The sequence below is a fragment of the Luoshenia tenuis genome, assembly GCF_014384745.1.
GTDB lineage: Bacteria > Bacillota > Clostridia > Christensenellales.
Genome location: NZ_JACRSO010000001.1, coordinates 330,260 through 342,925 on the forward strand (window position 1 = coordinate 330,260; position 12,666 = coordinate 342,925).

Annotated in this window: 9 protein-coding genes; 3 read left to right on the plus strand and 6 right to left on the minus strand. The window is 54.6% G+C overall.

Translation table 11 applies throughout. The features are described from left to right. Positions 1 to 52 precede the first annotated feature (52 nt). On the minus strand, positions 53 to 1,981 hold the full coding sequence (locus H8699_RS01580) for a DUF4422 domain-containing protein (protein WP_249284174.1): 1,929 nt from the start codon (positions 1,979 to 1,981) through the stop codon (positions 53 to 55). Between the two features lie 286 nt (positions 1,982 to 2,267). Continuing rightward, entirely contained in the window at positions 2,268 to 3,371 is a 1,104-nt protein-coding gene (locus H8699_RS01585; RefSeq protein WP_249284175.1) for a Gfo/Idh/MocA family oxidoreductase, read from the minus strand. 398 nt (positions 3,372 to 3,769) lie between these two features. Here H8699_RS01585 and H8699_RS01590 point away from each other — a divergent pair, with 398 nt between their 5' ends. After that, the gene (locus H8699_RS01590) at positions 3,770 to 5,908 is read left to right on the plus strand and encodes a DUF3825 domain-containing protein (RefSeq protein ID WP_249284176.1); all 2,139 of its coding nucleotides are present in this window, start codon (positions 3,770 to 3,772) and stop codon (positions 5,906 to 5,908) included. 71 nt (positions 5,909 to 5,979) lie between these two features. Here H8699_RS01590 and H8699_RS01595 read toward each other — a convergent pair whose 3' ends face one another. Further along, on the minus strand, positions 5,980 to 6,492 hold the full coding sequence (locus H8699_RS01595; protein WP_249284177.1) for a cyclophilin-like fold protein: 513 nt from the start codon (positions 6,490 to 6,492) through the stop codon (positions 5,980 to 5,982). Positions 6,493 to 6,815: 323 nt separating this feature from the next. After that, the gene (locus H8699_RS01600; protein ID WP_249284178.1) at positions 6,816 to 8,177 is read right to left on the minus strand and encodes a cation:proton antiporter; all 1,362 of its coding nucleotides are present in this window, start codon (positions 8,175 to 8,177) and stop codon (positions 6,816 to 6,818) included. 234 nt (positions 8,178 to 8,411) lie between these two features. Here H8699_RS01600 and H8699_RS01605 point away from each other — a divergent pair, with 234 nt between their 5' ends. Continuing rightward, complete coding sequence (locus H8699_RS01605) at positions 8,412 to 8,567, plus strand: hypothetical protein (RefSeq protein ID WP_249284179.1); 156 nt, start codon at positions 8,412 to 8,414, stop codon at positions 8,565 to 8,567. A gap of 91 nt (positions 8,568 to 8,658) precedes the next feature. Then, positions 8,659 to 9,258 (plus strand): putative immunity protein, encoded by a 600-nt coding sequence (locus tag H8699_RS01610; RefSeq protein WP_249284180.1) that lies wholly within the window; start codon positions 8,659 to 8,661, stop codon positions 9,256 to 9,258. 96 nt (positions 9,259 to 9,354) lie between these two features. On the opposite strand, the gene H8699_RS01615 is transcribed toward H8699_RS01610, so the two are convergent. After that, on the minus strand, positions 9,355 to 11,991 hold the full coding sequence (locus tag H8699_RS01615) for a response regulator (RefSeq protein ID WP_249284181.1): 2,637 nt from the start codon (positions 11,989 to 11,991) through the stop codon (positions 9,355 to 9,357). Further along, a complete protein-coding gene (locus tag H8699_RS01620) occupies positions 11,969 to 12,589 on the minus strand; it encodes an HD domain-containing protein (RefSeq protein WP_249284182.1) in 621 nt (206 codons plus the stop codon). Before H8699_RS01620 ends, H8699_RS01615 begins: the two co-directional genes overlap by 23 nt. Positions 12,590 to 12,666 lie beyond the last annotated feature (77 nt).

Consider the following 12,666-nt stretch of genomic DNA (forward strand, 5'->3'; position numbering starts at 1 on the left):
ACGATCAATACTTATTTTTTCAAGCCGAAGCTTGTCCTGAACCTCAAATCAGCTAAATCTGATATCCATTCTCCGGGATGCCGCGCATCCGCCGATAGGCCTTTACCACTTTATCACGCCGCGCAGAATGCTGCGGCAGCACCCAGTTGATTGCCGGCATGATCCCTCGCTTAACGCTGCGCAAAAACCGGTATAGTAATTTATTTTGTCTACTTAGCAATGCCTGTTGCTGCTCTTTACGCTTTTGAAGTTCGCCCGCTTCCTGCGCCAAAAAAAAGAGTAACTGTTCATAAAACTGCGTTTGCCGGGCATATCTCCAAAATATCCAGTAAAGATCTGCATCCGGTGCATAACAGGGTATAGCGCGTCCAGCATAATGAATCAGTTTGGGCTTCTCCTTTGCTTTGTTATATGCGTCCTGCAACCACTTAGGCGCAAAGCCCTCCGGCTTAGCATAAGGGTTAAGGTCCGCATGGGCCATCACATTCCATTCCTGACTAAGCCATTTTACCCGTCCATCACATATGCTGTTGAGCACATCCTGATCCAGCCACATCCACTTGTCATCACATGCCAGATCCAGCAGGTCTTTAGCAGAAAATCTGGCGCGCATGGCGTCTAAATTCATCAGCAGCACGCCCGCATTAAAGTAGTTAAAGGGATCGCGCATCTTGAGCACCGTATCCATGTACTGCTTTTGTGGGTGCCCAGGCATTTTATACCAGCCAGCCACCACTGTATCCCGTACAGCGCCCACCATATAATCCTCTATATCCGTATGGTACAACTCGGCAATATCTACATCTGCAACGATATCCGAATCTAGATACAGCACTTTATGATAGTTCGGTAAAAACTCCGTCAACATATAACGCGCGTGTGTCGTGACCGAGATATGATGCTTGGAAGGCAGGTCGCTACTGGTTAAAATCTGGCTGACCTCGATAAAGCGCAGCGCAAAATTCAGCCGTTTTTCCAGCACCATTTCTAATATTTGACGGTTCGTGGGGCTGATGCCGTTGCTCAATATGATAATATCATAGTTATTTTCCCCGCTGGCATTGGCAATGATCGAGCTGAGCAACACGCCCAAAAAGGGGACATACTCGTTGCTCGACGCCATGACGACCGGCACGTTATGCTCGTCAAACGCGGGTTCAAGATAAGGCTTGTCCAAACTGGAAAAAAAACTGTTTTGCAGATAGCGCACCTTTAAATCTGGCCGGGTGCGCAGCAAATGCGTAAAGTAAATACCAAATAGCCGCTCTGCAATAAAGCCGCATTTGCGCATCTCATAATTAGAAAAGTTTGTATAATCCTGTTTAGCGCTAAACGCATCCAGCACATCAAAAAGCCATGCGCTGTAGGCATTAAAATGTTCCTTGCGCATGATATACATATTGAGGTAATAGCCCTTATCGCCATTAAGGTAATTGACTGCATCCTGCGCATAATCGGGGTATTTTTCGCGCAGGATTGAAATCAGCAGGTCCAGGTCACCCGTATCGTGCTGCTGGCCCGATGCGTATTGTCCGCGCACTGTGCGTTGATCCTTGGGCAGCCAGGTACACTTGCTGATATCCAGCGGCGCCAGCGCCACAATATCGTTCCCTTCGATCATTCGGCGCATATTGTCGGGCTGGTAGCCCAACTTGTCCAGTGCGGCTGCGTCGATCATCCCCATGACGACATTGCCATACATATCTTCTTTCAAGTGTTCCTTTGAAAACGAGATATAACGGCGATTATGCATGAAGCCATAATAATCGGCATCCATGTGCTTCCACACCCAATACTGGGCTGTAAGCTCACAATACGTGGTATTGCGCTGCGATATCTGATCCTCTCCCTCATCATCGTGCAACATGCCCTCAAAACGGCAGTCGGCATTGGCCGCGCCTGTCTGTATGGGGTACAGCAGCGGATGCTGGGGCACATAACTCTCCCGATTACAGGAAATAAAAATCTTGATATCGCTCATCTAAGCTCATAACCTCTTAATACCGTATTCATTCGCACCGCCCTGGCTTTCACCCGTCCAAAGGCTAGTTTATGCATACCTCCAAATATTATAGAGCCTTGTGCATGCCCTGTCAAATACCGACAAACTCCATGTTAACCCTTTTCCTTGGCATAGGCGCATTGCCATAACCGCACACCCCATGCTTTCTCCATATCACCTCACCCCGCCATACCCGACCGAGGAATATAAAGAAAGCGACGGCAGAATTTATCTGCCGCCGCTTTGGCGTTACAACAAGCGCTATTTACAGGTTGATGGTCAGGGACTGGCCCTTCTCGGCGGACTCGAACACCGCCTCCATGAACTTGATGTTGCGCAGAATGTCCTTGGGCTTCACCAGCAGTTCGGCGCCATTGTCCACCACGTCGATCAGGTTCTTATACAGGCGGGAGTACAGCACCGCGCCGTTATCCTCATACGCTACCAGGCCTTCCTCGCTCACATCGATGAGGGGCAGCTCGGTATTGTACTCGGCGCCGGCGGGCAGCGGGCTCATGGTCCGCGTCGGGCCAGCGGGGGTGAGCACTACGATATCGCCCTGAGACTGGCTGGCCAGCTCATAATCGGTAGTGGTGATGCCGCCATCGGTGCAGGCAAAATCCTTAATGTTGAAAGCGCCCTGATCGCCGAATACCACCCAGCGGTCATGCGGTTTGAGGCAGTAGGTACCGGCCTCGACCTCGACGAACAGATCGTTGTCCATGGTCATCTGGACCTTGAAGAAATCCTCTACGCCGGGGTTCTTAATGGAAGCCGTCTGGGCAAAGACGCTGGTGATCTTCTTCTCGGGGAAGGCCGTCAGGATCTGGTCGAACAGATGCACGCCCCAATCCAGCACCATGCCGCCGCCATACTGCTTCTCGCAGCGCCAGCCGTGCATCTCGCCGCGTTTGGCGTGAACCGAACTCATGATGGCGAAGGGTTTGCCGATCAGGCCATCCTCAATGATCTTGCGGACCGTGAGATAATCCCGGTCAAAACGGCGGTTATGGTGGCAGGTCAGCACCACGCCGCACTCTTTGGAAACTTCGATCAGCTCCTCAAAATCGGCCGAGGTGATGGTCGCGGGTTTTTCCACCATTACGTTCTTGCCGGCGCGCATCGCCGCGATCGCCAGCTCTTTATGCACATGGTTAGGCGTGGCGACCAGTACGAAATTGATCCGGTCATCCGCCAGGAACGCGTCCAGTGTCTCATAAGCGGTCAGTCCGGCCTCTTTTGCCTGGTCCAAACGCTTTGGATCAATATCATAAGCCGCTACAAATTCCACCCCATCGATCGCGCTATATACGCGATTGTGCAGGTTACCCATTCCCCCGAAGCCGATGATCCCCATTCTCAGAGACATTTTTGTTTCCTCCTTAATTTAGCTCGTAGTTTTTATACAAGGATGATATATAGAAACGAACCATTTATATAGTACCGCTAACCCCTCCAATGGTCAATAGATTCTCGACAAAAAACCGCCCTGCGAGGACATATTTACATGCTGTAACCTTTTAGCGCTTTTCCGCCTGACGGCAGGCTCTAAACCGTGCACGTGCCCATGTTTTAGGTGATGTTCCGGCGCCCCGCATGCCTCTCTAAAGCCAATATATTGCCTCGCCCGTGCGTTCATGCGCGGCAGAATGGAAAAGATGAAAATCCGGCGGCGGATTGTTCCGCACGCCGCTTATATAGTATAATATTCATACAGAAGGCGTACTTATTGGATTGAACCGTGCAGGTAAGGAGACGATCACATCAATGGATATACAGACCAAACACCGGATCTATGAACTGCTGACTGGGGCCTTTAGCCTGGGGGAAGCGTATCCCCTCAGCCGTATCGCCAAATTTTTAACGGACGCGGACATCCGAAGCGCAGCCTACGGCTACCCCAAAATGCGCGCGCTGTTGGAGGATCTGCCGGAATTTCTTACGGTCACGCCGATCATGCTGGGGCAAAACCCCCAGCAAATGATCACCCTCCACACCTGGACAGACGACGCCCCGAATGAACGGTCCTCTCCGGAGGAAAACTTTTTCCGTCTGGTCAATGTGCCGGCCAAGTCGCTGGCCGTATTCTGCAACCTGATGGGGCTGACCGAACCGGAGGCCCGTGCCGCATTGGAGCAGGGGTACAAGCGCGCCAAAAGCGAGGGTTCTCTGCAAAGCGAGGGCGATAATCTGGCTTATGACGTGGGGCCCGCACATATTGTGCTGCAAAAAAGCTGGTATGCTGAAAGCTCGCAGCCTTGGCATTTCTCTTTCCATATGCAGGACGTCCCGGCCCGCCCGGCGATAACGGATACGGCGCAGACGCCCATTCAGCGCCAGCATACGGCAAAGGCAGACGAGCACCGTTTTACCGAAGCGGAACGCCAGGAGATCTACCACGTACTGACCGGACAGCTGCCCACCGGCGAAAAGCTGCATATGGCCGCCGTCAGCAAGCAGCTGGCGGATAACGGATACCCTAAAGAGCGGTATGGATTTGCCAAAATGAAGGCCTTTTTGCTGGCCCTGGGCGACATGCTGACGCTGGAAGATCAGGTTATGGGCGGCGTGCCGCAAAGCCTGGTCACCATCCATCCGCAGGCGCATTGGGAGCAGCCGCCCGCATCCCAGCCCGCCGCACACGTTGGGGGATCAGAGGAGCCGCCACAGCGCATGGACGAGGCGGTCTTTCTGGCGCCTAAGACATTGGCTATCCTAAACGCCTACCTGACTGGCCAGGAAGCGCCGCCAGCCCCCGCCGTGATCGACCAGCTGCGCGCGGCTTACGAAAAGGCGCGTCTTGAAGGCAACCTGGAATACCGGAACGACGCCTACCGCTTCCCCCTGCCCTTTAAGGGACTGGAAGGCGGGGCGCTGTTTGCCGCCATTAAGCGCTCGAATAGCGACTATGCCGGCGCTTCTCCCTGGTATCTCAATTTTGCAGGGCCGGACCGGTTCGGCCGTGCCCCGGGAAAAATACTGGAACAATTCGCTTTTCTAGGGGCCTGGCCCTCCTTTTTGGAAGGCTTGGCGCAAAAAGCCCTGCCCGAGCCCTGGGATTTCGGGGAAGGCAGCCATAAGCGCTACCACATTCTGCAAAAGTACATCCAATATACCTTTTACCGCCTGCAGCTGGAAGATAAGGTATGCATTGCCGAGGATAAGAGCTTTGCCGCCTTTAATACGGGGCTTGTCACCCCGCACTATGACGATCTGTACGCCTGTTTTGAACCCAACGACGAAGGCGCGGCTACGGCCTGGCACTTTGTCGATTTTTGTACCGCAGCCGGCCGGGGCGTAGGCAAGCGCCTGGTGGACGCCTTTAACCCCCTGCCCCAGCCCGCCTCGTATTTTGAGCGCAAAGAGGACCTGCTCTTTGACCTGGAAAAGGAGCTGCATACGGACTTTGACCATATTCTGCTGGATAACGTCTCCCGCCTGCCCCTTCCCTTTTTGCAGGAGGAAAGCCGGGGCATTCCCGCGGCGCAGGCGGTACTCGAACAGATTCAAAGTACAGATGAAGCCGCAGCCAAACGTACGCTGTATAGCGAGCTAAGCGGCGTCATTGCCGATACGCCGCGATTGTATAACCGGCTGCGCAATCGGGTGGAAGACGCCATTGAACTGGCCAAAAAGCAGGTGCGCTGGAACTTTAAGACCGCCATTCCCTGCTATTTCCCCACCCGAAACGTTATGAGCCTGATGCTGCCCCTCTCTTTGCAGTATGACGGGCGGGCCGATGCCGCTTTGGTGGTGGAGCTGACCCGTTCGGGCAACTATCAGGGACAGACCATCCTTACCCTGCAGCAGGCTTACCTGGATGCCCGGCTGCTTTGCCGGCCCAACAGCGAATGGCTCAACACCGAGGCGCAGGGAGGCGACGCGCTGGACGAGGAAGAAGCTTGATCCGGTTATCCTGTTCAAAAGCCCCGCGCTCAGGCGGGGCTTTTTTATTCCGTAGCAATCGTAATCTTCGTTTACCGTTCTGGATCGCTCGCCTGTTCCAGTGTAGCGGTGAACGCCGTCTGCGCAGACTGTATCAGCTCCATCCCTGATATTACGCGTCCTACCGGTACCAGCCCCGATGCGTAGCCGCGGTCCTGGTAAAATATGGCGATGTTCCCCCAGGGGCCATAGCAGGCCACATCCCCCAATTCTGGGTCATATCCATCTGGCGCCCCCGTAAGATCCAGCGGCGATGGCGGGTCGCTGATCTTTTCTGCATGCGCATAATCTTCAAAGGTCATGGTGCAAGGCAGCTGTGCCAGCAAGGCGTCCGCTGTAGCATTGTCCTCCAAAGATATCAGCACGGTCCCTTCCTCCAGCTGCATGCGGACTATTCGTTCCCCCTCACCCTCCTGCGTCTGCACTGTAGGGCCAGGCGCAGGCGGCGTCCCGGCAGCTCCGGCAGCATCGTCCTTTGGTGCGCCGCAGGCCACAAGGAGCAGTAAACTCCCAAGAAGCAGGGGCAAAATCGCTTTTTTGCGCATTAGCTCATCCCTCCTTTTCTTCTCGGACTCATCCTATCAAATGGAGCGCACTCCAAGTCAAGCCCTTAGCGGCCATTTTCTCGAAGGCTCTCGCCTTTGAAATTTTGCGGGTGAACGCCCTTGGCTTTCTGCAAGCACCTCCGCTTTTCCCGCTCCAGCGCCTCCGGTGCGGCATGCAGCGCATAATGCGTCTACCAGCCGGCATCGGGCTGTAAAGCCCGGAGATGCGGGATGAATTTAGCGGCGCGCATCTTTAAAGAATCGTACGGTAGAATAACAAAGGGCGCGGAAAGCCAAACTTTCCGCGCCCTTTTTATCTCGGGTCACCGTTTCTTTTCTTTATCCATCCGCTCTTTGTGCGCTTCTTGAAACTGCTCACGGTACTGCTCTAGCTCCCTGCGGTAGCTTTCCGGCTCATTGGGGTAATTCTCAGAGATGCTGCGCAGGGCGTTAAGCTCTTCATACGGCGCCGAAAAACCCTTCTCCACCTCCGGTGTCTGGGTCGGCCCCCACTTGAACACGATCTTGAGCAGAATAGGCGTAATGATGGTAGTGATGATAACGGTCAGCACCACCGGCCCCAGGAAGGCCGACCCCAGCAGCCCCAGCGCGGAACCCTTACTGGCCACGATCAGGGCGACCTCGCCGCGCGAGATCATACCCACGCCGATGCGTGCGCTCTGGTAATTCTTATAGCGGCACAGCTTTGCGCCCAGGCCGCAGCCCACCACCTTGGTCAGGATAGCGACCACTACCAGGATCGCCGAAAAGGCGATAACGCTCCCGGTCATCTCCGGCAGCTTGACCTGCAGGCCTACGCTGGCAAAAAATACCGGTGACAGATAAGCGTAACTGAGCACATCGAACTTGGAGGCCAGGTAGCGCGTGCGCTGGGTACAAGAGATCACCAAGCCCGCCACAAAGGCGCCGGTAATATCGGCCACGCCGAAGACCGCCTCAGCCACATAGCTCATCAGCAGACAGAATACGAAGGCTACGATCACGTGCCGGTGCAGGCCGCTCTCGGTAGAGACCACCCATTTGGTGTAAAACTTGTAGAACAAAAAGCCCACCACGCCAGAGAAAACGAAGAAGCCCAGGATCTTGAGCAGCACAAACGCCACGTTGATCGAAGTATCGGCCAGGCTGGTGATAATGGTCAGGGCGATGATGCCCAGAATATCGTCGATGATTGCCGCGCCTAAGATCGCGTTGCCCGAGCGGGTCTTGAGCTTGCCCAGCTCTTTTAAGGTTTCAACCGTGATACTGACCGAAGTCGCCGTTAAAATGATACCGATGAAAATATTCTGTAAAAACAGCGAACAGCTGGCGTCTGAATCGATCACGCCGGGCTGGTTGAAGAAATAGGCCACCGCAAAGCCGCCTGCCAGCGGGACGATCACGCCGATCAATGCAATAACGAACGAAGCGGCGCCGCTCTTTTTCAGCTCTTTAATATCCGTTTCCATCCCCGCGCAGAACATCAGCACCACGACGCCCAGTTCCGCTGTGGCGTGGATGAAGTCCGTCTGGGTGATCACCCCCAGCACCGCCGGCCCCAAGATCAACCCGGCCAGCAGGGCGCCTACTACCTGCGGCATGGAAAAACGCTTGGTCAACAGTCCCAGCACCTTGGTGCTCAGCAGGATCAGCGCCAGATCAAACAGAAATTTATAACTTTCCATTCCCATCGCCTCATCATTCTTATTACGTTTGAATTCAATCCTTCCCCATTATACGCCCGCCGGTGCAAATTTCAAGGAATTGTGACATAGCGCTACATTTGTTCTGCTTTAGTACCAGTTTTGCAATTTCTCCACAAAAAGCCTCCTTCCCATATCGCGGCGCAGTCACTATAATACAAAGTAAAAAGGGGGATGCGCTATGGCTTTTGAGATCAGGCTTTTGCAGGGTGAAGCTTGTACGGCTGCTGGGCCTGCCCCGATTTTGAGCGCTGCGCGCAGATAGCCGATATGCAGCAGCTGCACCCGGATATCCTGCATAACCTGCGCACGATCCGCTGCGTGGGGATCGACCGCTGGGCCGGCCAGTGGGGGAAGCATTACCGCTTTTAAAAAGGGCGCGCCCTCCCTATCTTATGGCTTTTGGGCCTATGGCGTGCATGCCGCTGCCGCGCACATATAAAAAAGGAGAACCGTCTTTGTTATGGAAGAAATTGCATTAGCCGACGCCGCAAAAAGATTAAAGCGCGGCAACAAACTTTTATTTACCCGGGATAGCGCCTGCCTGCAAGAACTGCGCGGGACGATCTGCCAGCAAAAGCACCGTACGCTGGTGCTTTGGGCGTTCGATTGTGTTTCTATCCCGCTCCAATGGCTGGCCCAGGCCTACCCCAACGAGCAGCGGCCCGGACAGGCTGTAGCCCTTTGCCGCCAGTGGGCCCGGGGGGAGATTAAGATGCCCGCCGCAAAAAGGGCGCTGCTGCAAGCGCATGCCGCCGCCAAAGAGGTAGAGGATCCGGTAGCCATCGCCCTCTTTCACGCCGTGGGGCAGGCCTGTGCCACCGTGCACGTGGAAACTCACGCGCTGGGGCTGCCCTTTTATGAGCTGACGGCAATCGTCCACCACTTTGGCATAGCCAACTGTACAGAGCCTATTGAGAAAAAGATCGCCTGGTATTTGCGCCGTCTGCGCTATTGGCAGGAGCATATAGACGATCCCCCGCTGAAATGGGCCTCCTTTTTGCTGGATGACAGCCGCCCGAATAAAGAGCTGCTTTTGCTTCAGGGCAGCGGCAAAAAATAGGCGCCGCTTTTCACCAGCCGGTTTCCTTACCAATAATAAAAGCGTCCGCTACACGGTGCGGACGCTTTTTGCTTTATATAACGCTGAAGAAACCGATTATTGTTCTGCCCGCTGCAAGGCGCGGTTGAGCTTATCAAACAGCTGATCCACGTCGATGGGTTTGGTGATATGATCGTTCATCCCACAATTCAGGCTCTTTTGCACATCCTCCGAAAAAGCGTTGGCCGTCATAGCCAATATCGGCACCCGAGCCGCATCCTCCCGCGCCAGCGCGCGTATCCTGCGCGTCGCCTCGTACCCATCCATTACGGGCATTTGGATATCCATTAAGACAATATCAAAATAGCCCACCGCCGAAGCGGCAAATCGCTCTACCGCCTCCTGCCCGTCTGCCACGCTTTCCACATTCGCATGGGCCATGGCCAGCAGTTCAATGGCGATCTCCCGGTTCAGTTCGTTATCCTCCACCACCAGGACGCGCTTTCCCTCCAGATTTTGCTGGAGCAGCCCGTTCCCATCAAAGGCCTGGCTGCGCTGCTCTACATGCTCCAGCGTTTCGATCAGGGTGGACTCAAAGAGCGGCTTTTGGATAATTCCATCGGCTCCCGCGCGCTTAGCCTCCTCGCGTATTTCGGATGGGTCATATGCGGTGATCAGCACCACCGACAGCGCGTCCCCTACAGCCCTGCGGATGCGCCGGGTGGTTTCCAGCCCGTCTATAAAAGGCATGCGCCAATCGATCAGGCAGATATCATAATCCCGTCCCAGGTCGTGGGCGCGCCCAACCTGGGCCACGGCCTCAAAACCGTTATCCACCCAGGATGCTTCTACGCCGATCTTCTCCAGCAGAAAAGCCGCGTGTTCGCAGGTCTCCCGGTCATCATCTACCACCAGGGCGCGCAGGCCGCCAAAATCCGCTTTGGGCTGCGCCCGCTCCGGCTCGATCCCAAATGGAATCTCCACGGTAAACGTGCTGCCCAGCCCCAGCTGGCTTTCCACGCCGATACGCCCGCCCATAAGCTCTGCAAAACGCCGGGATATCGAAAGTCCCAGTCCGGTACCGCCGTAAAGGTGCGCCACGCTGGCGTTTTCCTGCTCAAAGGCCATAAATATCTTTTCATAATTCTCCGGGGCGATCCCGCATCCGGTATCCTTGACCTGGAAGCGTAGCCAAAGGCCCTCCGCTTCCCCGCAGATGGACTGGATGCGCAGCGTCACGCTTCCATTTTGAGGCGTAAACTTGATGGCGTTAGAGAGCAGATTCATCAAAATTTGGTTAAGGCGCAGGCTATCTCCTACCAGTCTCTCTGGGATCTCGCCGCTCAATACCGTTTCAAAGCTGATTTCCCGATCTCTCGCCTGCCCGTAGATGACCGTGACCAGGGATTCGAGAAAGACCCTGAAATCGAACCGCTCGTTTTTGATCTCGATCATTCCGCTCTCGATCTTAGACATATCCAACACATCGTTGATCAAGACCAACAGATGCTTGGAGGACAGGTTGATCTTGCGCAGGCAGTCGATGAGCTTTTCCTCCTGCCCCACGTTTTGCAGCGCGATGATCGACATACCGATGACCCCGTTCAAAGGCGTGCGGATCTCATGGGACATACGGGATAAAAACTCGCTTTTGGCCAGGCTGGCTCGTTCCGCCCGGTCCAGTGCGTCTTGCAGGGCGATCTGTACCCGCGTCATCTCCGTTTCATCGCTGAACACGGTGATATACTGGCAGTGCCCTTTGGCTGAGCGCACCTCATAGCTTTGTATAAACAGCGTCATCTCTTGACCAGAGCGTGGATGGCGGTAGCGTACGGTAGCGGCGCCAAATTTCTGTTCGCCGCCCTCAAGCATATTATCCAAAAGCTCAAGATCCTGCGCGCTGAACTGGCTGCGCAGTTTTCTTTGGTCCTCCAATAGCTCGGCTGCGCTGAACCCCAGCAGGCGCTCGGCATTTTCGGACACAAAATCCTCCCCCTGCTCACCAGGGGTATAAATCATAAACACATTGCTTATGGTATTGGAGATCAGCTCGAATTGCAGATTGCGCGCCATGATCTCAAAATTCTGCCGCCGCAGCAGCTGCTGATACAGCACCAACGCGCCAATGACCGCCAGTACAATAATTCCGCTCATCACCATAGATAAAGAACGGACAGCTTCGGCTGCGTCATAGATCATAAAGAAGCGATGCTGCGCTTCCATAAAAACAGTGTTTGAGGCCTCCTGTGCCTCATCGTAAACGTGAATCACATTTTCATTGCAATACTGGCTGATCTCCTCCCGGCTGCGCGCGCCGATATAGCCGTACTCCAACAGCCCCTCGTTGGCCTGTTTCAAGCGCGCATAGGCCTGATTGAGCTGATCCACATTCTCCTTTGGGCCCAAGTAGCGCGCTTCTATGACATCCAGCAGTTCCTGTGCCTTACGGTAGTTCTCATCCAGATTGTCCCAAGCATCCCGCACGATATCCTGCGAATTATCGATGAGCAGCCGCTCGACCTGCGCGCGCATTTTAGCCACTTGGGTGTTAAAGTCGCCTATGGCGATCACGACCTTAAAGGGATGGTTGGTCAGCGTATCGACTTGATCCATTAATCGATTGGTATTCCACACCGTCACCCCAAAAAAGGTGACCAATAGCGCTACCAATAAAATACCGGCTCCCAGTGAAATCCGCCCGATTTTTTTGCGGTGCTTGTCCATCATTTCTTCAGCCTTTCTTGTGCGGGCCATCTCTACCACCACAGGGGCTGCTTTCCCGGCGCGCCCGCTGACGCGTGCCGGCATCCAGCGCCGCCCTTAACGCGACCAAGTAGCTATCGTCCTTAAAATAATCTTTGCCATAGTGTAGGTTAAAGGCATAGTCAAATCCCGGGGGATTCTTTCCGGCCTGGTGTTGCAAAATCGTCTCCGCCTTATCTAACGCCTTGGCCATGCGCGCTTCGCAGGTCGTCCCCTCCTCATATTCCTGCCACAGGGAGAAAAGCGCTTCTCTCTCCAGAGCAGACAGCGGTGCGCACAGTTCCTTCATCGCCCTATATTCCTGTGCGCGCTTTTGCGCAGCGTCCGGTCTTGCAGCCGCGGAAACATCCCCCGTCAAGCACTCCGCCAGATCATGTACCAAACAAAGCGCAACCAGCCGTCCCCCGTCAAGATGCTGGTTTTGCAGGGATACCAGCAATCCCAGCATCGCCAGGCGCCAAGAGTGCTCGGCTACGCTTTCTCGCCGGCCAGTCTGCGTCCATGCCGTGCGGGTGGCAGATTTAAGCGGCTCGATTATCTGCATAAAGCTGACCGCCCTGGCAACCTTCTCTGCGATCTGCTCATCCATCGCCTTTTCTCCTTATAGCAGTGATGCCTTCATTTTATCACGATTTGGCAAAGAAGGGGAGGAAAGATGATCGTTTA

Coding starts and splice junctions, on each gene's coding strand:
- H8699_RS01600 (WP_249284178.1), bottom strand. CDS start 8,177: ATGGAAAGTTATAAATTTCTGTTTGATCTGGCGCTGATCCTGCTGAGC.
- H8699_RS01595 (WP_249284177.1), bottom strand. CDS start 6,492: ATGCGCAAAAAAGCGATTTTGCCCCTGCTTCTTGGGAGTTTACTGCTC.
- H8699_RS01590 (WP_249284176.1), top strand. CDS start 3,770: ATGGATATACAGACCAAACACCGGATCTATGAACTGCTGACTGGGGCC.
- H8699_RS01580 (WP_249284174.1), bottom strand. CDS start 1,981: ATGAGCGATATCAAGATTTTTATTTCCTGTAATCGGGAGAGTTATGTG.
- H8699_RS01620 (WP_249284182.1), bottom strand. CDS start 12,589: ATGGATGAGCAGATCGCAGAGAAGGTTGCCAGGGCGGTCAGCTTTATG.
- H8699_RS01615 (WP_249284181.1), bottom strand. CDS start 11,991: ATGGCCCGCACAAGAAAGGCTGAAGAAATGATGGACAAGCACCGCAAA.
- H8699_RS01610 (WP_249284180.1), top strand. CDS start 8,659: ATGGAAGAAATTGCATTAGCCGACGCCGCAAAAAGATTAAAGCGCGGC.
- H8699_RS01585 (WP_249284175.1), bottom strand. CDS start 3,371: ATGTCTCTGAGAATGGGGATCATCGGCTTCGGGGGAATGGGTAACCTG.